Raw genomic sequence first — 22,376 nt, 5'->3', positions numbered from 1 at the left:
GTCGGCTCAGCCGGACGTCAGCCCGGCGGCGCCGCACAGACGACGTAGCCATGCGTGGCGAGCAGTTCCCGCCCGCAGTGTACGCCCAGCCATTCGTCGAACGCCGCACGGTTCGGGTGGTCTCGGACCGACCAGATGCGCGTTGTGTCACCGACTTGGGGCGCATCGGTGAGCGCGGCGTGAGCACCGGACATCACCGTCACGCTCACGGAACCGCCCCAGGCGCCGGCCAGCCACGGCTGGTGGACGGCGGCGATCCCCGCGGCTGCCGCGCGCTGATCGCCCAGCGTTTCATGCCGGCCAGCGCGCGCATCGGAGGCGTGGACCGCGGCGGGCAGCACCAGGACCGCGGCGAGCGCAACGGCGCCCACCGCCGCGACGATACGCGGGCGCGCCTGCGGCGCCCCGAGGAGCACCCGGAGGGCGAGAACGACATAAGCCGCGAGCACCGGCAGGAACGCGAACAGCCCGGGCGACGGATGCCGGATCCAGACCGGCGTGTGCGCGGAGGCGATCCACCACGCCGCCCAGGTCAGCACCCCGAACGCCGCGGCGCCCAGCAACACGATGAGCTCCCGCGGGGAAGCGTCCTCGCCTGCGCCGGCCGGCAGGCAGATCGCCCCTCGGCGAGCGAGCCGCACGATGTAGACGCCGAGGGCGATCGCGCCGATGACCACGAGGACCACGACCACCAAGGGCAACCGCCAGGCCGACAACAGCGCCACGAGCTTGTCCAGGGGCGGGAAATAGCCCGTCTGGCCGCCCTTGACGAGGAACCCGATGAAGTTCCGGGTCGCCAGGGCGAACCCGGCCGGACCGAGCGCGACCAGCTGCCACAGTTCGAAGAGCGCCGTGGGAACGACCGCCATCCCGATCATCGGCAGCGTCCGTCGAAGCCGTTGCCGGACCGTCTGGCCCGGTTCCGTGAAGAACACGGCGAGCAGGAGCGCGGGAAAGGCGAGCAGCGCGATCGTCTTGCACTGCACGGCCAGGCCCAGCAGCAGGCCGGCGAGCCACGGGCGCGAACGGAAGGTGGCGAGGGCGAAAACGATCAGTGCAGCCGCCGGAATCTCCCCGAGGATGTCGGCCGGACCCTGCAGCGGCGACGCAGAGCCGTTCGTGTTGAGCGCCAACGGCACCGAGACGGCGGCCAGGCCGGCCCAACGGCCGCCGACGCGTCGACCGACGATCCACAGCCCGGCGAGCAGCGCCGCGTAGAAGACGAGCATTACGGCCCGCCCGGCCAGGACCAGGTCCGCGCCGGTCGCCAGCGCCGCCGTGACGGGCAGCAGCACGACCGGGCCGGTGGAAATGCGCGCATCGAACGGGGTCAGCTGGCTGCCCGAGAGGGTGCCGTCGCTCGTGTAGCCGAGTCCGCGGAGCAGGTTCAGCGGCACGGTTAGGTTGAACGCCTCGTCTTCCCACAGGCGCAGCTCCAGCAGGCTCGGCGCGGCGACGAGCAGGTGGGCGAGCACGACCAGCGCCAGGGCCAGCGAAAACAGCGCCCCGCGTAAGCGCGTCACGGCCTAGGCGCACCCGAGGCGGCGTCGGTCTCCGCCCGCTCGCCCCGGTGCTCGACCGTGCCCCGGCCGTCGAGCTTGCCCCGGTGCTCGAGCTTGCCCCGGTGGTCCAGCACTCCCCGGTGGTCGAGCTTGTCGAGACCCGGCCGCAACGAGTACTGCCAGAGTTCGACGGCGGCCCGGCGGCTGAAGTCCCGCAGCCGCGCAGGCGGAAGCATCGGCTGCTTCGGCTGGTCGCCCCACATCGTGCCGTTGGCCACGCTGCCGCGGCGCGGGATGCTGCGCACGCGCACGTACCGCACCCGGAGACCGAGCCGGCTCTCCGCCAGGGAGAAGTGCACGTGCGGCACGAGGGCGCCTGCGGGCACGAGCTCGACCAGTTGGGCGATCGCGGCCGGGCGGTAGGCCCGCAGAGGCGTGTTCACGTCCGGGATGCGCCGGCCGGTTGCGAGGGCGATGACGAGACCGACACAGGCCGTGAGCACGCGCCGGAACCAGGGGTCGGTGCGATGTTGCCGAACGCCGTGTACGACGTCGGCGTCGTCGAGGGCGCGGATGAGCGGGGGGAAGTCCTTGCCCTCGAACTGGCCGTCGCCGTCGACATGCACGATGACGTCGGGGCCGAGGGCCAGGGCGGCCCGGTAGGCGGCCAGCGCGGTGGGGCCGTGGCCTCGGTTGACCGGGGAGGGGATCACGCTCAGCCCGGGCCAGTCGAGCCCGATCGCGGCCAGCACCTCGACCGTGTCGTCCGTGGAGAGGTCGTCGACGACGATGACGCTCACCCGGTCGGCGAGCGGGGCCACGTGTTCGCGGATCTCGGCGAGGAACCCCGGGAGCCCTTCGGCCTCGTTGTGGGCGGGCATGACCACGGCAAGATGATGCAACAGCACGTGGTCTCCCTGGGATTGCTGCCCGAAGCGTGATTCTCGGGCTCTCGTAGTAGCGTAGTGCAGCCATGATGAGTCGAACCCGGATGAGACGCCTGGCCGGGCTGGGCGCCCGGTTCCTTATCGTCGGCGGGCTCAGCACGCTCATCGAAGTGGGCGTGTTCAACCTGCTCTACCTCGCGTTCGGCTGGGACGTCGTGTGGGCGAAGGTGGCCGCGTCGCTCGTGGCCCTGGTCAACGCGTACTTCGGCAATCGGGACTGGACCTTCCGGGACCGCGGCCGGCACACCCGCTCTCTGGAAGCGATGCTCTTCCTCGGCGTCAACGCGGTGTGCACCGGCCTCGGGGCGCTCCTTGTCGCCGCCGGTGTCTGGATGGCGGAGAACTGGCTGGTCATGTCGCCGGGGCCGATCCTGGTGAATGTGATCAACCTGGCCAGCATTGTCGTCGTCGTGCTCGTGCGCTTCCTGCTGTACCACTTGATCGTGTTCCGCGGCGAACGGGACGCGGCGCCCGTCACGCCGGGCCCCGCCTCCGCCGCCTGAGGCCTCGCTACTTCTTGCACCCCGGCGTGGACAGCGTGACCGGGGTCGGCCGCACCATCGGGGTGCCGCGGACCTCGAGCGGGCCGTAGGTGCCCGCCGCGCCCGTCATGGAGTAGCCGATCTTCCGCACCGCGCCGGGCACGTTGAAGACCCGGACCTTGACCGCGGGGCGGCCCAGGTGCTGCCCGCTGTAGGAGGGCTTCACCTTCTTGCCGTTCACGGTGACCCGGTCGATGGTTGCCCCGACGGGGCCGTAGACCACGACGTCGGTGCTGATGTCACCGGGACGGAAGATGTTGCCGGTGATGTAGCCGGGCAGGCTGGACGCCTTCGCCGGGTCAACCGTCGAGGTGAGCGTGACACTCCCGGTGAACGTGGGCGCACCGGGCTGGCACTGCGTCGAGGCGACATCATTGACGACATCGAGGTAGTAGTCCATCTTCGAGGAGGTGTTGTCGTTGATGTACGCGCCCACGACCGTAATCTTCGCATTGTCCACCGGAAGGGTGCCCGAGAGGCGGCTGTCGGCCAGGATTTCACGCTGCGCCTCGTCACCGCTCCAGTACATCAGCCGGCCCTCGTCGGTCGCGCGCGAGAGCTGCGTGAGGAGCGCGGCTGTGTCGCCTGTGCCCGAGGTGACGGCCCCGAAGATGGAGCCGGCAGCTGCGGCAAAGAAGGCGTCCTGATCACGGGGATCCGTGTAGCGGCCGTAGACCTCATTGAGGAGCAGCGACACAGCGTTCGCGTCAGTGAGTGTGTCACCGGTGGGGAGCGTGACTGGGCCTGTGGCCTTGAGCAGGTAGCTCAGGGCGACCGGGTCGAAGGAGACTACGCCGTCCACCCTGGAATCGAAAGTCTTAGCCCAGAAGGCCTTCGCGAGTTCGGCCGTGTAGGGGAAATCCGGTGTGAGCGTGATGTCCTGGATGTAACGGCCGATCTTGTCGCCATAGAGCGCTTCGGTCGCCGGATCGAGCGGGATGATCGGTTCGGGCTTGCCGTTGACAAAATCCGTGCTGGAGGACTGTTGCGTGATGTCGATCTTCCCGTGGTCAGCGGTCAGCATGACGACGGCGGCTGGGTTCCCCCCGGTGCCGCGGGACTCCGCATTGTTCTGGAACAACGTGAGGTAGTTCTTCGGGCCATTCGCGCCGAGCGCCTGGGGCAGCAGCCGCACCGCGTTGTCGACGCCTTCGAGCAGTCCGCCCATCTTGGCCAGGGACGCATCGAGCCGGGCGATGCCCGAGTCGACGGGGCCCAGGAGCGGTTTCCTGTCGAGTTTCTTGAGTTGGGCCGCGGATCGATCGACGGATGCACGCGCTTCCTCAACCGTCCCGGCCATGGAAGCGAGGGCCTCGAGGTTGATGCGGCCATCGACCGGCTTCAGTTGATCCACGCTCAGCGACGACGCGGGGACGATGGCATTGACGGCGAGGTCGTTGACCACTGTCGAGGCCACGCGTACCGCCTCGAGGTTCGGGCCTGCAACCGGCACCCACTCCAGCCCGCGCCAAAGGCGCCCGCTCGAGGCCGCGTGTGCCTGCGCGGTGCGCTGCTCGAGTTCTCCTGCAGTTCGGGAAGCCGCCTTGGTGTCGCCCGCCATCAGCTGCTTCTGCACAGTGGACGCCAACGGGATTGCCGCCTCGAGCTGAGCTTTCGCCTCGAGCACATCCGACGAGACCTTGAACGCGATACCGCCGAGTGCGAGCAGCACCACACCGAGGCCCACGGGAACCCAGAGCCGGAAGCTTCGCACCAGTGGTCTCTTCGTCTCTTGCGCCCGTTTTCCCATTGCCGTTCCACCCTAGCCGCAGGCCGATGTGCTTTCGCGCTGCCGCCGGCGCCTCCTACTGGCGAATCGAGTCCGCGTGAGCACGGTACCACTGCACGGTCGAGCGCAGACCGTCTTCGAGCCCGATCTGCGCGGTCCAGCCGGCATCGGCGAGCTTGGAAACGTCCAGCAGCTTCTGCGGCGTGCCGTCGGGCTTGGTTGTGTCCCACTGCGTTTCGCCGGCGAACCCGACGACCCGGGCAACGGTTTCCGCGATCTCCCGAATGGTCACATCGGTTCCCGTGCCCACATTGACCTGGGCGGGACCATCGTAGTGCTCGAGGAGGTGGAGGCACGCCTCGGCCAAGTCGTCCACGTGCAGGAACTCGCGGCGTGGGGTTCCGGTGCCCCAGTTCGTCACACTGGCGGCGCCCGATCTGGCCGCCTCGTCGTACCGGCGGATCAGGGCCGGCAGCACGTGCGAGCCGGTCGTCGAGAAGTTGTCGCCGGGGCCGTAGAGGTTTGTCGGCATGGCGGAGATCCAGGGCAGGCCGTACTGGCGCCGGATCGCCTGGATGTGCAGGATGCCCGCGATCTTCGCGATCGCGTAGGCGTCGTTCGTCGGCTCGAGGTGGCCGGTGAGGAGCGACTCCTCCTTGATCGGCTGCGGCGCAAGCCGCGGGTAAATGCAGGACGACCCGAGGAAGAGCAGTCGCTCGACGCCGTGTTTGACCGCAGCGTCGAGCACGTTCACCTGGATCCGCAGGTTATCGCTGAGAAAGTCGACCGGGTAGGTGTTGTTGGCGAGGATGCCACCCACCTTCGCCGCGGCCAGTACGACGTAGCGTGGCTTCGTTTCCGCGAAGAAAGCGAAGACCGCGTCCCGGTCCTTCAGGTCGAGTTCCGCCGATGACCGGCCGACGAGATCGGTGAAGCCCTCGGCTTCGAGCCGCCGCCAGATCGCGGACCCGACGAGCCCGCGGTGACCGGCGACGTAGAACCGAGACGACCGGTCCAGCGGGCCGGGCTCGAACACAACCTGATCGCGGTCGTCGACGACGTTCTGGGGCGCCTCGCCCATGGCTACTTGGTCCCCCAGCTCGCGAGCTTGACTTCGTCGATCCAGTGTCGGCCGGAGTGTTCGAGGGCCGTGATGTCGGCGTCGACCATGATGCGCGCTAGCTCGGCGGTGTCGACGGCCGGCACCCAGCCGAGCTTCTCGCGCGCCTTGGACGCGTCGCCGACGAGGGCGTCGACCTCGGTGGGTCGCAGGTAACGCTCGTCGAACTTGACGTGGTCTTCCCAGTTGAGGCCCGCGTGCCTGAAGGAGGTCTCAACGAAGTCGCGCACGGTGAAGTTGCCGCCGGTGGCCAGGACGAAGTCCTCCGGTTCGTCGACCTGCAGCATGCGCCACATGCCCTCGACGTACTCTGCGGCGTAGCCCCAGTCGCGAATGGAATCCAGGTTACCGAGGTACACGTGGTCCTGTTTGCCGGCCTTGATGGCGGCCACGGCACGGGTGATCTTGCGCGTGACGAACGTCTCTCCGCGGCGCGGCGATTCGTGGTTGAACAGGATGCCGTTCACGGCGAACATGCCATACGCTTCGCGGTAATTCTTGGTCACCCAGTAGCTGTAAACCTTCGCGGCGCCGTACGGCGAGCGCGGGTAGAAGGGAGTGTCCTCGTTCTGCGGGGGCGGAGTCGCGCCGAACATCTCGGACGACGAAGCCTGGTAAAAGCGCGTCTCGATGCCCGACATGCGAACTGCTTCAAGTAACCGAATGGTTCCCATGCCGGTGGTATCGCCGGTGTGCTCGGGCTCATCGAAAGACACGCGCACGTGGGACTGAGCGGCCAGGTTATAGACCTCGTCCGGTTTGATTTCCGCCAGCAGGGTCACGAGACGTGCGCCATCGCTCAGGTCTCCGTAGTGCAGAAAAAGCTTCGCCGAAGGATCGTGGGGATCCACATACAAGTGGTCGATGCGGTGGGTATTAAATGTCGATGCCCGGCGAATCAGTCCATGGACCTCGTACCCTTTCGCGAGCAATAATTCGGCAAGGTAAGAACCGTCCTGTCCGGTGATTCCTGTAATGAGCGCGCGCCGTGCCACTTGTTCCCCTTTAGTGTTCTGCAACATATATAGCCGAGCTAACGACCGCACTTCGCTGCCAAGTCTGTCAGTTTCCAGCATAGTGAGGCTCTTCCTCGCCGACGGCCGCGACCTCTTGCGCTCTCTTACGCGGTGCACGAAGTCGGGCCTCGAGCGGGTGCTCCACATGCCTGTAGAAGAGCGCTGAGATGCCGATGGCGGACAGCACAGTGAGGACCGCAACGATCGTTGAGAGCTGCCATGGCATTCCGCGAGGTACGACCATTGAGAGAAGGCTGACCAGCAGGAGATGCGTCAAATACAGCGCGAACGACCACTTACCGAGGCTCATCAAGAGCGGCGACCGCAGGTGCGACCTCTTCCCGCGGAGGTCAGAGCTTGCGGCACTTCCTATTAGAAGGACGAAGAACGGCACCATTATTAGGGAAGTAATGTCATTCGGCAGGCTGCGCATACCGAGCACGCTCACTGGACCGATACCATTTTCGATTAGGAAATTAAGCCCCGCGACGGCGACAAAGACCATCGACACGAGGGAAAGGGAGATGGGCAGTCCAATCCTTGTTCGCCAGCCCCTCTGCACGAAAACCGCAATGGACATTCCGATGAGGAATTCCCAGAGGCGGTAGAGCGGGTTCACGTAAAAGAAAGCGACGGTTGGCCCTCCGCGGAGCAATATGTGGCCGGCAATTGTCACTACGACAATCACGGCATAGAGACCAAACATGCCTCGAGCCAGGCCAAGAGTGCTGGCTCGCCGGATTGGCCGGGCGACCCAGGGGAAGACGGCGTAGAAGAACGCTTCTGCGGAAAGTGACCAGCTCGGACCGTTCATCGAAAAATAGACAGCTTCCAGGGGAATCCATGACTGAACCAGAGCCAGGGACGCAAGAGCGACCCACGGGTCGACGAACAGCCCCCCGACAAGAATGACGACGCCAGCCATCGCCCATGTGACCAAGTGCAGTGGATAGACCCTGGCGAACCGGTTTCGATAGAAGTCGCGCTTCGGCAAGTTCGGACGCATAGACCACATGAGCACGAACCCCGACAAGATGAAGAAGAAGCTAACGCCAACCCCGCCCGGAGCAAACAACTCCCGAATGAGCGGCACAGGCGCATATTCGCGGGTTACGTGCAGTATGACGACGACAAGAGCGGCATAGAAACGCAGTCCCGTGAGACTGTCCAGTCTGGACACTCCCGCCGCGCTTTCAGCTGTGACTTTCAGATCGGCCAAGGGTGTTCCGTTTGTTTCTCTTATGTGATCGTTCAGTTTAGCGACGGTTTCCGCCCCCGGGCGCGGGGCGCTCCTCGCCGAATGTAGCCAACGCTAGGCTGACCTTGGTCGCATGACTATCCACATGTGAAATCCGGGAGCGAATACAGTGAAAAATGTTGTGGGGCTTCTCGGTGGCCTCGGCAACCAACTGTTCCAGTACTCCTTCGGGAAGTGGCTCGAACTCCAGTCCGGACACCCCACAAAATTCGATCTGTCGGCGTTCCGCAGCAGACCGGATTATCTTGGGGTGGCCGCGCTCGGTCTGTCTCTGGGCGAGACCGCCGATTGGCTGAATCGACTTCCATACCCGGGAGGCCGATACCCCCGCACCGCACGGGTTCTGCGCACGCTTGCTGGGCCCAGCACGTTGTGGCGCGAGGTTGATCTAGGCGGCCTCCCAACCCCTCTTCAGCTCAAGACGCCGGCCTGGTATTACGGATACTGGCAGGCACCGTCTGCCGTCGCAGAGACCATTGGCGCACTTCGAAGTGAAAGCTTGCCGGCGATTATGGAATCTTCGGCGCCGTCGACTCGAATAGCCATGCATGTGCGCCGGGGAGACATGGTGGGCCAGCAGTCGAGCCTGGACGCCAGGTATTATCGAGTCGCCCTCGATAGACTCATTCGTGCCAATGCGCTCCCTTCCGCTGAGGGCGTTACGGTCTTTTCCGACGACCCCGCCTGGTGCAGGGAGAATCTCGAGATTCGCGCACAATATGCTCCGGCTCAGAGTGCGGCGCATGATCTCCTCTCGCTGTCGCGACACGAGTTCCTCGTTCTCTCGGGGAGCACCTTTTCGTGGTGGGCCGCGAACCTCCAGGAGCGTGAGGCTCCCACTGTGATCGCCCCAGCGGCGTTCACGCCTGGTGCCGTTCCGCCCCTTGACATGCCGGGATGGCTCACTGTTGCCCGCTAAGCATCCGCTTCGCCCGCACCTGTGCCCGTGGCGACTTGAATAGCTCCAGACGCCTCCTGTCCGCCGCTGCCTGGACCTACGGCGCCCAACTCATCACGATTCTGGCCCAATTCGCCTACGCGGCAGTCACGTCACGCCTCGTTGGGCCCGAGGGCTTCGGAGCCTATGGCGTTGCGTTGACGGTATCGGCCCTTGTGATGCTTTTGGCGAATGGTGGCCTTGGCCAGGCTGTCGGACGGATGGCCGTCCTTGAGGCGACGACTCTGCGCGCGTTGGTGACCTACGCAGTGCTCCTCGGGGTGGTAGGTGGTATCACTTTGTACCTGACTGCGCCGCTGTGGGCCGCCCTCTGGGGGGTTCCGGCAGCGACTGATCCGATCCGATGGCTCAGCATTTCTGCCCTGCTTGCGCCGAGCATGGGGCTCGCGAGCGGGCTCATGCGCCGACTCGGGAGGTTCCGTCGCCTCGCCGAAGTGACTGTCGCCGCCAACCTCGGCGGCATGGCAATAGGTTCCGTGGCGGTCATTGCTTGGGGCACGCCCAGTTCCCTGCTCGTCTCCCCTATCGCTTCTCAGATCACGGTGGTCGTCGCTGGCTTCATACTGTCCGACGGTCTGCTACTTGGACTCACCCGACTTCGCGGGGCCAGGGAGTCGATCGGTTTCAGTTCGAAACTTACCGTCGCATCCATGCTCTCGTACTTCAGCGGAAACATCGGTCCGTGGACAGTGGCCACCGCGTTCGGCGCCGCTCAATTGGGACAGTGGAACCGTGCCGCTGTTGTCACGTCGGTTCCTTTTCAGCAAGTGCAGACGGCCATGGTTCAGGCCGTATACCCGGAATTCCGTCACGATATCGCAAATCCAAAGCGAGCCAATTCGGCATGGCCGGATCTACTCGCGCTTGTCGGATGGATATCGATTCCGGCGAGCGCAGCAGCGGCCGCCGTCCTTCCACACGTCGTGCCGATCCTGTTCGGGCCGGGGTGGGGCACCGCGGCGGCCCTCTCCGCTCCGCTAGCCATAATTGGAGGGCTGCAAGCACTTGTCATGATGCTGTGGAGCGCAGTGGAGGCGCTTGGCCGGTTTCGTTGGATTTGGGCGGGCCAGGTGGCCATGGTCGTCGTCAGCAGCCTCTCGGCCTTGCTCTCGATTGCCATCCATAACTGGACCCCGATCTTCATCGGGATGATCATCGGACTGGTCGCAACGCACGCGGTGCACATTTGGCTCTGCGGCGCTGCCGGTTACCTGTCAATACGCAGGCTGCTTCTCCACTACGCCGCAATAGCGGCTGGTGCGATTATCATCGGTGGGATTGCACTGACCGGCGCGCGCATCGCATATCTAGCCCCGTCACTTGCATGGTTGTGGATACCCTACGCGGTCGCCGTGGGCCTGGTCCTCTCTTGTGCCTGGAGGTGGCGGGATCGGTTGCCCCCCGTGAAGATCATGCGCAGGTACAGTCTCTTTCGCGCTTGAGCGCTCGCGGAGAGTCAACATGACGCGCGCGGAGACCCGCCAGGGAATCAGGTCCTAGAGTTCCTCGAGGGGTGTTGCGTCGATGTCCCACGCAGCCGCTGCGGCCTCGGGGCTCACCCGACGAGCGCGATAATTGAGGAACTCCACCAACTGGTTGTCCTGCCGGTAGTGCTCGTACGCGAAGTCCTGTGCGCTCTCGCCTGCAAGAATCCGCTCCGCAGGTGTGGTTTCCGCAAGGACCCGCTCGATTGAGTCAGCCAGGTGCTCGTGAGTCTGACCGAAGATGAGAAAACGCTTGGTGAATTCCGGAAAAATGTTCTCGTACAGTTTGTGAGAGGTCGTGGCGTGGATGGACCCAACCGAGAGCGATATCGGCAGCCGATTGGAGAAATAGCTGGGCTCGGCGGCGTAGTGATCCCAGTTCGCACTGACCCATGCGGACCGAATAGCGTCGCTCTGACTCGAAAAACTGATCGGGCCCATTGCGCCCACGCCCGTCCAGCCATTCCCGTAGATGGCCAACCGATCGCCGAATCGCTCCTGAAGGTAGGAAACAAACCTGATTCTGTCCTTCCAATTCGGGTGCCCTCTAAAACGAGGAGTGTTCCTGTTGGCGACGATGACGACGTCGTGCTCGCGCGAGGGCACCTGGCTAACAGGGGAGCGCCGGAAGCGCTCGGCCTCAAACACGTGGGAGGCCCATCGCACGTCGGTTGAACCCGTACGACGAAAGTTCTCTGCAAACGTCCCCGTCCCGACTGTGAAAACGACGTTGGCCGCACGTCCGGCTGCCCTCGCGGCGACAGGGAGTGGATGCAGGAATCGGCTGTAGGGATCCGCCTCGTGGTACACCAGCTCGAAATCTGAGGCCGCGCGCATAGCTTCGAAGTGCCTGTCCTTTAAACCGGTCGACCCCAGGTGCTGCATCAAAACGACGTTCGGCCTGAACGCGCCCACCCGTGCGATGAGGTCCTGGCGGTGTCCTTCAGGATCCCCCCCGTTCTGAATACGCCATTGCAGACTGAACACGCTGACGTCATCGATCAAGTTTGCGCCCCGCAGGTTGGCGAACGGCCGCCTGAAGCCAAGTTGTCTGAAGGAGCCCGCTTCGTTCGGGACGTAAAGAATTCGCAGCGGATCCATGAAGCGTGATTCAGCTTTCTGTTCGAGATTCTCGAGGTGAGACTGGGGGCTACGACAGGTCAGGGCGTCATTCGAGCAATCCCGGCTTGGTGAAGCGCGGCCCAGTGTCGTGTGAAGGATTCCTGGTCGAATCGTGCGCCAATGACGCGTGCCGGGTTGCCGACCGCTATCGAGTTTGCCGGGATGTCCTTAGTGACAACCGAGCCCGCACCTACGATGCTGCTGTCCCCGATCGTTACGCCCGAAAGTACAGTCGCGGCGTATCCGATCCAGACATCCGAGCCTACGATCGTCTCATGGCTCATGTCATCCGCGTGACGCCCGACCCACCGTGAGTCGCGAATGGAAACCCCGACTTGACCCATGTCATGGTCCTCCCGCCCTACGATCCCGACGCCATTCGCGATCAAGACGTCATCGCCGATCTTGCCATCAACCTCGATGCGAACATTCGATCCCAGACTCACGTTGTTTCCGATATCGAGACTACGCGGAGCCCACACGACTGAGTCAGTGCCAAAGACAAACCTGTCGCCAACAGTTACATTCTGTCGAATCGTGCGCCGTCTCCAATACGCGACCTTCAGCTTCTTTAGCATGGCGGCTTTCATCTCCTTGGTTGCATACTCATCGTCCCCCTGGCAGTGGCTCAGAGGGTCCCTAAGACTCGGCATGGATTGCCGGCGGCGATCACGTCCGGCGGGATGTCGTTCACGACAACAGAACCTGCGCCGATCACGGACCGCGCGCCGATACTCACTCCCTTGAGAACGATAGAACGCGCCCCGATGAACACATCGTCTGCGATTCGCACGCGATCTCCAGCGCGTACGGGCGGGAAGCCCAGATATCTCCGGTGCATGCCCGTTGGCGGTCGAACGACGTGATGATCGGAATCCGTAATCAATACGCCGGCGCCGATGAGTACCCGGTCGCCAATTGAAATTTCACTGGCCGAGCTTATGGTGGCACTCGTCATACCGGAGTCCTTCCCGATGCTGAGCAGCGCATGGGGGCTCAGCGTTTTCAGAATGACTGGGCCTCTCGATTCCAATGTGTTGCGACGCGCGTCCGCGTTCAGGACAACATTGCTGGCCAGCGATATCGTGCTGCCCTCCGCTCGATGGATGCGCACCCGCCCGTAGACGCGCACATTTGTGCCCACGCTTACGCCCGACGTCCGCAAAATGATCAGCCTGGGAAGCATCGCCATACGGCGCAGGACCGTCTTCAAACGCCTCATCGTACTCCTTCATGCACTGACCCCGGTGGCTCGTACCTATGGGGAAGCCCCTGGGGCGGTCGGACCAGGTCGGCCGGTCGAGTCGGTCGACTACGGGGAGGCAGCTCGCCTCTGCCAGTTGAACGCGATATTGCCCAGCCCAGTAGGCCTCCCGTGTACCACAACCACGAGTAACTCCACCCGTAGACGAGGCAAGCGACGAGGATCGCGATGGCTGCGGAGTTCCCGCGTGTGCGCAGAGCCCTAACCAGCACGAGAATGAGGAAGAGCGCGAACAGGGCGAACCCCAGAAGTCCGGCTCGCAGATATACAGTTAAGTACCAGTTGTGTGGGGCGAACTCCACCCAACGACCGGCCCCCTCGAAGCGGCCATAGCCGCTCCCAAATGGCGCCCCGAACGCGACGTGCTCGAAGCCGTGCGAGATCGAGCGGTCAATCAGGTCGGCCCAGCTGGTCAGGCGCGCGTCATACGTGGCGAAATTTGTGGCAGAATCCTCAAGCTGGGCCAGGAGATCGCCCGCCGCGCCAGTGGCCAGGACAAGTCCGACACCCCACGCCGCGACGATCCCGAAAACGACCATTGCACTCTTGGTGTTCGACTTGCTGACGACGAAAATCACGGCTGCCACGGCGATAGCCACCCCCCACACGGTGCGCTGTTGGACAACCACCACCACAGCAAGGAACACGATCGAACTAAGCAGAACCGATTTCCTCCGATCGCGCCCCCAGAGCCACAGACTGACAACCGCGCAGATAAGCAGGATCAGCGCCTGCCCTGAGACCAGCGGGCGTGAAGTCTGGTTCAGACCGGTACTCGCATCGACAAAGGCGGACGCAGAGCCGAGTCCGTATCGAGCCAAGTGATAGCCGCCGACGACCACCAGCCCCCAGCCCAGGGCCAGCGCAAACTTCTCGACAAGCACGCGTGTTCGAGCCGGGTTCCACGCGAGCGTCATTGCCCAGGTGATCGTGGCGAAGTTGTAAAAGAAGGATCTGAATTCGGTTACCGCCACCCCCGGGTCAAGTTGCGTCAGCCCACGAGCTAGTGATACGAGGAGCACCAGACCAAAGGCTAGCCACAGCCAGGCGACAGATCCGAGGTTCCTGAACAACTGCTTGACGCCGGCAAGCCCTACGAGAAGGAGAGCCAGCCCCAGAACGTCAAGGAAATAAATGCTCCTGCCCTCCACTACCGCTAAGGCGGTCGCGTTTGGAAATTCCCAAGCGAGCAAGACATTGATCGCGAGGACGACCGCGCCGACAACCGGCCAACGCCGCACGGCAACCACGAAGAGAATCAAACCGGCCAGGGCGCCAACACCGAGCATGCCGTCCCACAGAGAACTCACGACGTAAGCCTCGACACGGGCCGGACGGAGGAGAGCCTCCGGACCCACCAGAGTCCGTAACTGATCGCGACAACGACGAGCCAGGTGCGCCGGTTGCTCTTTCGAAGGATCCGCCTCTGGGACGAGAAGTTGCCGCCGCCTTTCGGCCCCGTGAATGCGCGCCATTCGACGAGGGCCGAGGCACGCGGAGACGTGGCATTGCGAGAACAGGTCCCCAAGGTTCCCGGGGCCAGGAGGACTGGCACGCCGGCCCGGCCGCATCTCAACCCGTAGTCGATGTCCGCGAGCGCGTGTGAAAAGCCGCCGTCTATTCCCCCTACCGTGCGAGCAATTCCCAACGGCACTGCCACGAGATTCCCATTGAACGTCTCGACGGGCTGCGAAAATGAACTCGGTTTCACCAATTCAAAACTGAGTGGATGGCGTCCCTTTCTGCGCATGCCAGAGTAGGTGACTTCGCCAGTGGACAGATCGCGCATGGCACCAACAATCACGGCGCTTGGGTGCTCGTCGATGGCAAGGCTCAGCGTCCTAAATGCATTCCCATCCAGGATGACGTCGTCGTTGAGCCAAATGAGGTAAGTCCCTGGCTGCGACGGGCTTGACGCGAGCACCGCAGCCTCTGCGAGAGCCATGCTCTGAGCCCAAAAGGCGGTGCCATCACCATGCAGGATTCGGACCGCGTGTGGCGAAGCCGATACGGCATCCGAGGTCCCGTCGACAGACCCATCGTCATACAAGGTGAATGCGACCTCAATCTTCGCCTCACTCGCTGCGATCTGCGCACGCTCGAAGGCATGAAGGGTGAGCTCTCTCCTGTTGTGGCATGCGACGATAACTTCAAATCTCATGCGCTGCTCCGCTCAAGTGCAAGGTGTAATCCGCGGACGAAGTTCTGCACCATTGCTCTTACGGTGAAACGCTCACTCGCCAGAAGGCAGGAGGCGCGCATCTCCCGGAGTCGCTCATCATCGTTCAGCACTGCAATCAGGTCAGCAGCAAATCCTTCTATGCTGTTGCCAGAGATTACGGCATTCTCCCCGTGCACAAGGTATTCAAATTCCGGGGCATGCCACGGCCAATCAGTCGTCACGACGGGCAAGCCAGCGGCGAATCCGTCCACCGTAATGAGGCCCACGCGCCCGGGCATCGCGATAATCTGCGACGCTGCCATGGCTTGCGCCTTCTCAAGCCCAAAGGCTGGACCGAGATACCTAACCCAGCTGTGATCGCTGGCAGCCTGTTCCACCAATGCGCTATGTGCACCGCTGCCAGCGATCAAAAGACGGAAGTCCTCGTCTTGTGAATGAGCGATCCCTGCTGCACTCAGAAGAAACGGAATTCGCTTTGATTCGTCCAATCCGCCCACGAAAATAGCCGTCTTCCCTTTGAGGTCGTGCTGCGCAATAAAGGCGTCAAGTTCAGGCGCCTCGACATTCGCGATCTGCTGTTTCAGGGCCGTTGTGTCGATGGAATTCTGGACAATCGTTGTTCGAGTTCGCGGGAAGCCCTGGGCCTCGACTGCGTCCGCGCCGCCCTCTGTGTATGCAAAGAACCACACTCCTCGGCGGGTTAGCCACTGTTTGGCGGCTTCCTGAGCCCTCCCGACACGTGCTGTGTAGGTGCGTCCATGCCCCCAAAATGCGACCGGAGTCCTGAAGCGTCTGGCGACGATTCCATAGGTTTCGATATTCCTGACGGCTTGTTCAACAATGATCAGGTCGTATGGCCCCCGTGCGTAGAGAGGAGAGAGGTTCTTGAGGGACAAGTCGCGTCCGCGGATGGAGAGGAATCTCGTCGCGAGCTGGTGAAACAGGGGCGACGAGCTCGAGTCCCGGCGGGCTCGCCATTCGCGGGGGGTTTCACCGTGGTAGATGTGGACTTCGATGCCTTCTGCCGCCGCCTGCCGCACGAGGAGTTCGAAGAACGCCACACGGTATTGCGGAAACCATGGGTGGATAATCGCAACTCTCAATGCGCGGCCCCGTGTCGGCCGCTAAGAAGGCGGTGACCACTCGCCCGCAGCTGGTCCCAGTGTCGAGCGAGCTCGTCGGGATCGAATCTCTGCCCTATCACTCTCGCCGGATTGCCCACGGCCACAGAGTTGGCTGGGATGTCTCCGATAACGACGGCGCCGGATCCGACGATTGAGCTGTCACCAATCGTGACCCCGGATAATATGATTGCGCCATATCCGATCCATACATCGGACCCGATGATCGTTCGCTGGCTCAGTTCACCGGGGTGGTCACCCACCCATCTACTCCGTCGGATGCTTACTCCAAGGTCGAGCTGATCGTGGTCTGTGCGGCCCACAATCCCCACAAGGTTTGCAACCAGGACCCCGTCACCGATTTCCCCGTCGATTTCAATGGTCACGTTCTTGCCGAGGTACACATCGTTCCCGATCGTCAGAGACCGGGGCGCCCACACGACGGAGCCAGGACCCACGTGAAATCCGGACCCAATTGCGACGTTTTCCCGAACGGCGAGGCGCCGCAAAACCATGTTCCCTAAATGCCGCAACACTTCAAACCACCTCCCCTTCGTCGCAATAGACGAGGGTGAGGTCAACAGTGGGCGCCTCACCTTGATGCCGCATGTCAACTAGTCCGTCGCGGCAGGCGCCGACAGCACTGCTTTCAAGAATCTTGCATTCCCGAAGAAATATCGCTTCCACAGGCGCCGCGGATCACTCATCAGTCGGAAAAACCACTCAAGGCCCACTCGAGTCATCCACGCGGGAGCCTGACGGGTCGTGCCGGCGGCGAAGTCAAAAGCCGCGCCTATGGCAACGGCTACAATCGGGAGTTGGCGAGAGAGGCGCTCAGCCTCGAAATCCTGTTTCGGCGTCCCGAGCCCCACCCAGACTATGTTGGCTCCACTGGCTAGAATACGAGCGTCCTGATCCAAGTATTCCGCTTTCGCCAGGGCACGAAAGGGCGGACTCTCTATGCCCGCAATCTCGATCCCCGGGAATAACGTCCTCAGTTGGCGATCGAGCGCGGCTAATACTTCCGGTGTTGATCCCAAGAGAAAGTGCCTGACGCCCGACGCGCGGCCCTGATCGAAGACGTCGAGAAAGAGCTGCGGACCACGGACTTGTTGCAGCCTAGGGGCATGTCGCCGGAGCGCCGAGATCCATCCAATTGGCTTGCCATCAGGGAAGTTGACTGCCGGCGCCGCAAGAATGTCGCAATAGTCCACGGATTGATCGGCGAGAGCCACGGTGTAGGCGTTAGCCAGATGCACGTGACGCCCACGCCCCGCATGCGCCAGAGCAATGATCTGGTCGCATGCTCCCTGTGGGCTGCTCGAACTGAACTGAACGGGACCCACCCATTGCGAAAGCTGGGCGCGCTGGTCTAGTTCCTTGATCCCCGAATTCAACTCAGCACCCACTTAATTGCAGGCGCATCGCGCCAATAGACACCAAGTCTATCTTTCGTCCATCCCCTTGACATCCACGAGGGTTGGGCGTGTCCTTCAATACGCGCCTGCGGGCCGCAGGATAGCGCGAATCGTCCGATAGAGAATGATCACGTCACCGGTCGGCGACCAATTTTCGACGTAGTACAGGTCGAGCCGGATACTGTCCTCCCAGGAGAGGTCAGATCTCCCGCTTACTTGCCAAAGGCCCGTGATTCCCGGCTTCACCAGGAGGCGGCGCTGCGCCCAGCCGTCGTATTCCTCAACCTCGCTGACGAGAGGCGGGCGAGGGCCCACGAGAGCCATATCGCCAAGAAAGACATTCACCAATTGAGGAAGTTCGTCAAGACTGTACCGGCGCAGGACACTGCCGACCTTCGTCACTCTTGGGTCCGCCTTCAGTTTGAAGAGCATGCCGTTTCCGTCGGACTGGTCGAGCAGACTGGGGAGTTGCGCCTCGGCATCCGCGACCATCGAGCGGAACTTGATCATGCGGAAGCCCTCGCCATTGAGACCGACCCGGTCCTGGCGGAATAGGGCGGGGCCGTCACTGTCGCGCCGGATGGCAATGACGATCCCCAGGAGAACTGGGCTCAGAAGAACGAGGCCCATGCCAGAGGCGATCACGTCGAAGGCTCGCTTTGCCCCGTGTTTGGCTCCCTCAAACGTCGGAAACTCTACCTGGATGAGTGGCAGCCCTGCCACCGGACGGGCATGGATACGCGGGCCGGCGATATCCGTGAGGGCCGGGGCCATGATCAGGTCAATCTTTCGCGACTCGAGCTCCCAGCCCAGTTCCCTCATCCGCCGCGGCCCAAAATTATCGGCGCCCGTGAAGATAACCGTGTCGACCTGAAGCTGCTCGATAGCAGCAAGGACTTCGGTGAAATCGCCAAGCACGGGAACCCTCTCTATGAGGTCATGCTTGATGGTGCCGTTTTCGGTGAGCGCCCCCACGACGTAGAGACCAGCGGCTGGGTCGCGCTGGATGCTCTCGGCAACATGCGTGCTCTTGACCCTCTCCCCCACCACAAGGGCACGGTGCACGTATTGCCCTTGGGCGCGGCGCCCGATGAGCCACTGACGGCACAGCCACCGACCTACCAGGATAAGGAGCAAACCGGCAGGGAGCGCGGTCAAGAAGTATCCGCGAGCCAGGTCGAGCTTGAAAACGAATACCATGATGGCGGCCATCCCAAACAACCGCATAGTTGCGTCCACGATGCGGCGGTACTCAATGCTGCCGGACCCGATGATCTTACGGTCCCGCGTTGCGTAAAATCCCAACGCAAGCATCCAGAGCACGACGAGGGCCGCTGACACCAAGGTATATTCCACGGTGAAGTCTGCGACACGCTCGATTGGAACGCGCAAGTCGGCTCGGCGAGACCCGAACCACAGGATCTGGCTGCCGAAAATGGCAGCCGCAACGGCTGCGAAGTCGGCGAAGAAGAGTCGGCGGGCGTAATCACGCTGCCAAGAGGGAACGTTACCGTCTAGCCCCATGTGGCGCCCCCATCGGAGGATTGCGCGAACGTATCCCCCGCCCAGAGCCACACGACCCCCTCAGCGCTGGACAGCGCGACTGCTCCCGGCTTGAACGTCACTTCGCGGCACCCGTCCGCGGTCAGCGATCCGTCCAGGGCCTCCGAGGTGGACAGCACCTGAACGCCCGCGCATCCCTTCTGGCCCGCCGCTGCGACGATGTACCCGTCACCCGAGACAGCCAGATTGACGGCGCCAGGAAGCGAAATCGACTTGCCCCAGCCCGCTGCGCCGTCGCTCGTGCGTGCGATTGTGCCGTCGGCGCAGAGTACGCCGGCGTCGGCGTCGGTCCGGGGCGCGAGCGCGATGACCGACGCGCAGGGCGCCTTGAAGGAACCGGCGGGACTGTGCACGGTGGCGCGGTCGGACGGGTCGACGTACCAGTTGCCGCTGAGGCGGTCAGGAAAGTCCGCCCATTCGGCGCCGGCTACGAAAGTACCGATGAGCTGAGGCGCACAACCGTCTGCTGCCAGGGTCACCATTGACGCCTGTGAGTCGCTGATGGCGTTGATCGAAAGGATGGACGAGGCGCCGGTGTTGATCGACGCGTTGGACCTCTCCCAGGTGGCCCCGGAGTCGGTGGTCAGCTCGGGGTTGGCCTGCGACCTGGGGCACGATGCGGTGCTGGCCCGCCAGGCGGTTGTCCCGTCGAGGGCGGAGAGGATGCGGGTGGGGGGCACTGCGGCGGCGACGGGGGTCTCGACAGGCTCGACCGCCGGGGGTGGCGTGGGCGTGGTCTCGACATTCTCGACCGCCGTCGGGTTGGCGTCGACCGAGGCAGGCTTGAGCGGGCCTCCCAGCGCGAAGGCGACCAGGGCGATGTCGAAAAGGACGAAAACAACGAGCCCGACCAGCATGAGAGCACGGCGGTTACGGCTGTTGCGACCCCTCTTCCTAAACGGCCCCATGGCGTCGCCTAGCTGCGGGTCACCGTCGCGGCACGCTGGAACAGCGACACGACAGCATCGACGGCGGGAACCAGCTGCCGAGCGGACTCGGCATAGGTCTCGTCGCTTCGGCGGTACGGGTCGACAACGTCATCGTCATCGGCAGACAGGGCGGGTGCGACGATCCCGCGCTGGGAGGCGGCCACCTCAAGCAGGGAGGCAAACCTTCCTGCGATGTCGTCGGCGGGCAAGCCGGCCGTGTCGTCCAGATCCAGGTCGGTCACCCCGCTGATCAGACGGGCGAACTCGCGAATGGTGAACGTGTATCGGATGGCGCGCGGCGCGAGCTCGGCGATTGCACGGCGGTGCTCACGGGACATGGCGAAGACGAGGTCGGCGTCGGTGAGCTGTTGCGCGGTGAGTTCCCGGGCTGCGTGGCCCGTCGGGTCCCCGCCGAACTGCCGCGCGAGGGCGGCGGCCTGGTCGGTCATTGGGTGCCCGGTCATGCCGATGGTGCCGGCGCTGGAAACCGAGACCTGGGGCCACTGAGCCAGCCCTGCTACGAGCAGCCGTTCGGCCAGCGGCGAACGGCAGATGTTTCCTGAGCAGACTGTGAGGATCGAGAAGTTCCCCATTAGGCGGTCTTTACCCTGCGACGCTGCTTGCGCGCGGCGCGGCCTTCGGCGGGCGTTTCCGCGGGAGCGTCGTCTTCGTGCACGGTTCCGTAGCTGTACTGCCCGTAGCCGTAGGAGTCCGGCCCCTTCGTGGGAAGCATCGTGATGATCACGCCGACCAGCCGACTGCCGACCCGTTCGAGCGCCTTGACGGCACCGGCGAGTTCGTTGCGCTTGGTGCGGCCCGAGGCGACCACCATGAGGGCGCCACCGCAGAGCTTGCTCAGCACGGCGGCATCCGTCACCAGCAGAAGCGGCGGTGCGTCGATGATGACGATGTCGAACTGCTCGGTCAGTGAGGCGAGCAGGCGAGCCATGGCCGCCGAGCCAAGGAGCTCGCTGGGGTTCGGGGGAACGCGACCGCTGGGCAGAACGAAGAGCTTGCCCCGGCCCCACTTCTGCAGCACATCGGCGAGTTCGGCACGGCCGATCAATACGTCGGTAAGCCCCACGCCACCCTCGATGCCGAGGTAGTCGGCCAGGCGGGGAAGCCGCAGGTCGCCGTCGATGAGGGCAACGCGTGCGCCGGTTTCGGCCAGCGCGATGGCCAGGTTGGCGGTGGTCGTGCTCTTGCCCTCACCGGGCACAGAACTGGTGACGACGAAGCTGCGCGGACCGCCCTCGACGTTGACGAACTGGAGGTTGGTGCGCAGGCTGCGGAAGGATTCGGCTCGCGGGTTCTTGGGGTCCGCGTGCACGACCAGGGGCCGCTTCTTCGCCTCGGGGTCGAAGGTGATTCCGCCGAGCATCGGGGTGTCCGTCACGAGTTCGATGTCGCGGAGGCTATGGACACGCGTGTCGAGGACGCTGCGCAGGACGGCGAAGGCAACGCCTATGGCCAGACCGACGAGCAGCCCCAGGACAATATTCATTGGGGTGTTCGGGCTTGCTGGCTTGCCCGGCACCAGAGCAGGTTGGATCGTTTCGATTTTCACGGGACTCACAGCGTCGCCGTCAGGCTTCTCCAACTGGTCCACGACAATGCGGCCAAAGTTCGTCCCCACAGAATTCGCAATCTTGGCTGCGAGCACCGGGTCGCTGTTGGTTACCGAGATGTCGATCAGCACGGTGTTCAATGGGGTCGACGACGAGACCATCGGTGCAAGCTGCCCCGCAGTGAGGTCTAGCCTCAACTCCTTGATCACATCGTCAAGCACAATGGCGCTGTTGACAATGTCCACGTACGAGCTCACCGCCTGGCGGGCAAAACTCGTCCCTTGCACCAGGTCTGTGGTTCCAGAGCCCGCGGCCGCCTGCACCGAAACGTAGAGCTGAGTACTGGCAATGTACTTGGGTGTCACCGTGATGGAGTATGCGGCCGCGCCAGCGATCCCGAACAGCACAAACGCCACAATCACGATCCAGCTCTTGTGAAAGATCCTGACGTAGTCTTTCAACTCCACGCGACAGCCTCCAGGGATAGAACTCATGGAAACTGCCGTAAGCGGGAATTTCTCTTTTCTATAGTCGCACACGCCGCGCGTCGACCACCCCTTTGGCGGGGGTAGACTCGCGGCCTGTTTGGGTGCCCCTGAAAAAAACAAGCCTGACCAACCGATTACAATCGCGGCGAATCGGCGTACCGTTTC

General features: G+C 63.5%; 21 protein-coding genes. 3 read left to right on the top strand and 18 right to left on the bottom strand.

Annotated elements, in window-relative coordinates; translation table 11 throughout:
• Nucleotides 1-17: 17 nt before the first annotated feature.
• Nucleotides 18-1,523, bottom strand: coding sequence for a hypothetical protein (locus E3O23_RS14420; protein WP_134492157.1), 1,506 nt, complete (start codon nt 1,521-1,523; stop codon nt 18-20).
• On the bottom strand, nt 1,520-2,410 hold the full coding sequence (locus E3O23_RS14415; RefSeq protein ID WP_134492155.1) for a glycosyltransferase family 2 protein: 891 nt from the start codon (nt 2,408-2,410) through the stop codon (nt 1,520-1,522). Before E3O23_RS14415 ends, E3O23_RS14420 begins: the two co-directional genes overlap by 4 nt.
• A gap of 65 nt (nt 2,411-2,475) precedes the next feature.
• Between E3O23_RS14415 and E3O23_RS14410 the strand changes: the two genes are divergently transcribed.
• Nucleotides 2,476-2,952 carry a GtrA family protein gene (locus tag E3O23_RS14410; RefSeq protein WP_134492153.1) on the top strand — a complete coding sequence of 159 codons (477 nt, stop codon included), beginning with the start codon at nt 2,476-2,478 and terminating at the stop codon, nt 2,950-2,952.
• A gap of 7 nt (nt 2,953-2,959) precedes the next feature.
• On the opposite strand, the gene E3O23_RS14405 is transcribed toward E3O23_RS14410, so the two are convergent.
• From E3O23_RS14405 to E3O23_RS14390, 4 genes are all read right to left on the bottom strand, one after another.
• Complete coding sequence (locus tag E3O23_RS14405) at nt 2,960-4,705, bottom strand: DUF4012 domain-containing protein (RefSeq protein ID WP_166790518.1); 1,746 nt, start codon at nt 4,703-4,705, stop codon at nt 2,960-2,962.
• Nucleotides 4,706-4,796: 91 nt separating this feature from the next.
• Nucleotides 4,797-5,801, bottom strand: coding sequence for a GDP-L-fucose synthase family protein (locus tag E3O23_RS14400; protein WP_134492149.1), 1,005 nt, complete (start codon nt 5,799-5,801; stop codon nt 4,797-4,799).
• Between the two features lie 2 nt (nt 5,802-5,803).
• Nucleotides 5,804-6,835: a GDP-mannose 4,6-dehydratase gene (gene gmd, locus E3O23_RS14395; RefSeq protein WP_134492147.1), complete on the bottom strand. Its 1,032-nt coding sequence runs from the start codon at nt 6,833-6,835 to the stop codon at nt 5,804-5,806.
• Nucleotides 6,836-6,902: 67 nt separating this feature from the next.
• Nucleotides 6,903-8,075 (bottom strand): acyltransferase family protein, encoded by a 1,173-nt coding sequence (locus E3O23_RS14390; protein WP_166790517.1) that lies wholly within the window; start codon nt 8,073-8,075, stop codon nt 6,903-6,905.
• A gap of 148 nt (nt 8,076-8,223) precedes the next feature.
• Between E3O23_RS14390 and E3O23_RS18890 the strand changes: the two genes are divergently transcribed.
• Entirely contained in the window at nt 8,224-9,033 is an 810-nt protein-coding gene (locus E3O23_RS18890) for an alpha-1,2-fucosyltransferase (protein WP_134492143.1), read from the top strand.
• On the top strand, nt 9,012-10,514 hold the full coding sequence (locus tag E3O23_RS14380) for an oligosaccharide flippase family protein (RefSeq protein ID WP_134492141.1): 1,503 nt from the start codon (nt 9,012-9,014) through the stop codon (nt 10,512-10,514). The genes E3O23_RS18890 and E3O23_RS14380 overlap by 22 nt, the downstream gene beginning before the upstream one ends.
• A gap of 54 nt (nt 10,515-10,568) precedes the next feature.
• On the opposite strand, the gene E3O23_RS14375 is transcribed toward E3O23_RS14380, so the two are convergent.
• From E3O23_RS14375 to E3O23_RS14320, 12 genes are all read right to left on the bottom strand, one after another.
• The gene (locus E3O23_RS14375) at nt 10,569-11,657 is read right to left on the bottom strand and encodes a CgeB family protein (protein ID WP_134492139.1); all 1,089 of its coding nucleotides are present in this window, start codon (nt 11,655-11,657) and stop codon (nt 10,569-10,571) included.
• A 59-nt stretch (nt 11,658-11,716) separates the two neighbouring features.
• Entirely contained in the window at nt 11,717-12,268 is a 552-nt protein-coding gene (locus E3O23_RS18750; protein WP_206750964.1) for an acyltransferase, read from the bottom strand.
• Nucleotides 12,269-12,306: 38 nt separating this feature from the next.
• Nucleotides 12,307-12,900 carry an acyltransferase gene (locus tag E3O23_RS18600; RefSeq protein WP_134492135.1) on the bottom strand — a complete coding sequence of 198 codons (594 nt, stop codon included), beginning with the start codon at nt 12,898-12,900 and terminating at the stop codon, nt 12,307-12,309.
• Entirely contained in the window at nt 12,897-14,252 is a 1,356-nt protein-coding gene (locus tag E3O23_RS14360) for an O-antigen ligase family protein (RefSeq protein ID WP_134492133.1), read from the bottom strand. The genes E3O23_RS18600 and E3O23_RS14360 overlap by 4 nt, the downstream gene beginning before the upstream one ends.
• Nucleotides 14,249-15,103 carry a glycosyltransferase family 2 protein gene (locus tag E3O23_RS14355; RefSeq protein WP_134492131.1) on the bottom strand — a complete coding sequence of 285 codons (855 nt, stop codon included), beginning with the start codon at nt 15,101-15,103 and terminating at the stop codon, nt 14,249-14,251. The genes E3O23_RS14360 and E3O23_RS14355 overlap by 4 nt, the downstream gene beginning before the upstream one ends.
• Nucleotides 15,100-16,227 (bottom strand): glycosyltransferase family 4 protein, encoded by a 1,128-nt coding sequence (locus E3O23_RS14350; protein ID WP_134492129.1) that lies wholly within the window; start codon nt 16,225-16,227, stop codon nt 15,100-15,102. Before E3O23_RS14350 ends, E3O23_RS14355 begins: the two co-directional genes overlap by 4 nt.
• Nucleotides 16,224-16,760 (bottom strand): acyltransferase, encoded by a 537-nt coding sequence (locus tag E3O23_RS18745; RefSeq protein WP_166790529.1) that lies wholly within the window; start codon nt 16,758-16,760, stop codon nt 16,224-16,226. The genes E3O23_RS14350 and E3O23_RS18745 overlap by 4 nt, the downstream gene beginning before the upstream one ends.
• A 99-nt stretch (nt 16,761-16,859) precedes the next feature.
• A complete protein-coding gene (locus E3O23_RS14340; protein ID WP_134492125.1) occupies nt 16,860-17,654 on the bottom strand; it encodes a WecB/TagA/CpsF family glycosyltransferase in 795 nt (264 codons plus the stop codon).
• A gap of 84 nt (nt 17,655-17,738) precedes the next feature.
• Nucleotides 17,739-19,187, bottom strand: a complete 1,449-nt coding sequence (locus E3O23_RS14335) for a sugar transferase (RefSeq protein WP_134492123.1) — start codon at nt 19,185-19,187, stop codon at nt 17,739-17,741.
• Nucleotides 19,178-20,083, bottom strand: a complete 906-nt coding sequence (locus E3O23_RS14330) for a hypothetical protein (RefSeq protein ID WP_134492121.1) — start codon at nt 20,081-20,083, stop codon at nt 19,178-19,180. Before E3O23_RS14330 ends, E3O23_RS14335 begins: the two co-directional genes overlap by 10 nt.
• A 59-nt stretch (nt 20,084-20,142) precedes the next feature.
• Nucleotides 20,143-20,748 (bottom strand): arsenate reductase/protein-tyrosine-phosphatase family protein, encoded by a 606-nt coding sequence (locus tag E3O23_RS14325; RefSeq protein WP_134492119.1) that lies wholly within the window; start codon nt 20,746-20,748, stop codon nt 20,143-20,145.
• A complete protein-coding gene (locus E3O23_RS14320; protein ID WP_134492117.1) occupies nt 20,748-22,190 on the bottom strand; it encodes a tyrosine-protein kinase domain-containing protein in 1,443 nt (480 codons plus the stop codon). The genes E3O23_RS14325 and E3O23_RS14320 overlap by 1 nt, the downstream gene beginning before the upstream one ends.
• Between the last annotated feature and the right edge of the window lie 186 nt (nt 22,191-22,376).

The sequence above is a fragment of the Cryobacterium tagatosivorans genome, assembly GCF_004402215.1.
Classification (GTDB): Bacteria; Actinomycetota; Actinomycetes; order Actinomycetales; family Microbacteriaceae; genus Cryobacterium; species Cryobacterium tagatosivorans.
Note: the sequence above shows the minus strand (reverse complement) of the source record. Positions and strands in the feature narration are given on the sequence as shown.

Coding starts and splice junctions, on each gene's coding strand:
- E3O23_RS14330 (WP_134492121.1), bottom strand. CDS start 20,083: ATGCTGGTCGGGCTCGTTGTTTTCGTCCTTTTCGACATCGCCCTGGTC.
- E3O23_RS14335 (WP_134492123.1), bottom strand. CDS start 19,187: ATGGGGCTAGACGGTAACGTTCCCTCTTGGCAGCGTGATTACGCCCGC.
- E3O23_RS14375 (WP_134492139.1), bottom strand. CDS start 11,657: ATGGATCCGCTGCGAATTCTTTACGTCCCGAACGAAGCGGGCTCCTTC.
- E3O23_RS18745 (WP_166790529.1), bottom strand. CDS start 16,760: ATGGTTTTGCGGCGCCTCGCCGTTCGGGAAAACGTCGCAATTGGGTCC.
- E3O23_RS14325 (WP_134492119.1), bottom strand. CDS start 20,748: ATGGGGAACTTCTCGATCCTCACAGTCTGCTCAGGAAACATCTGCCGT.
- E3O23_RS14355 (WP_134492131.1), bottom strand. CDS start 15,103: ATGAGATTTGAAGTTATCGTCGCATGCCACAACAGGAGAGAGCTCACC.
- E3O23_RS14380 (WP_134492141.1), top strand. CDS start 9,012: ATGGCTCACTGTTGCCCGCTAAGCATCCGCTTCGCCCGCACCTGTGCC.
- E3O23_RS14400 (WP_134492149.1), bottom strand. CDS start 5,801: ATGGGCGAGGCGCCCCAGAACGTCGTCGACGACCGCGATCAGGTTGTG.
- E3O23_RS18750 (WP_206750964.1), bottom strand. CDS start 12,268: ATGAAAGCCGCCATGCTAAAGAAGCTGAAGGTCGCGTATTGGAGACGG.
- E3O23_RS14410 (WP_134492153.1), top strand. CDS start 2,476: ATGATGAGTCGAACCCGGATGAGACGCCTGGCCGGGCTGGGCGCCCGG.
- E3O23_RS18600 (WP_134492135.1), bottom strand. CDS start 12,900: ATGAGGCGTTTGAAGACGGTCCTGCGCCGTATGGCGATGCTTCCCAGG.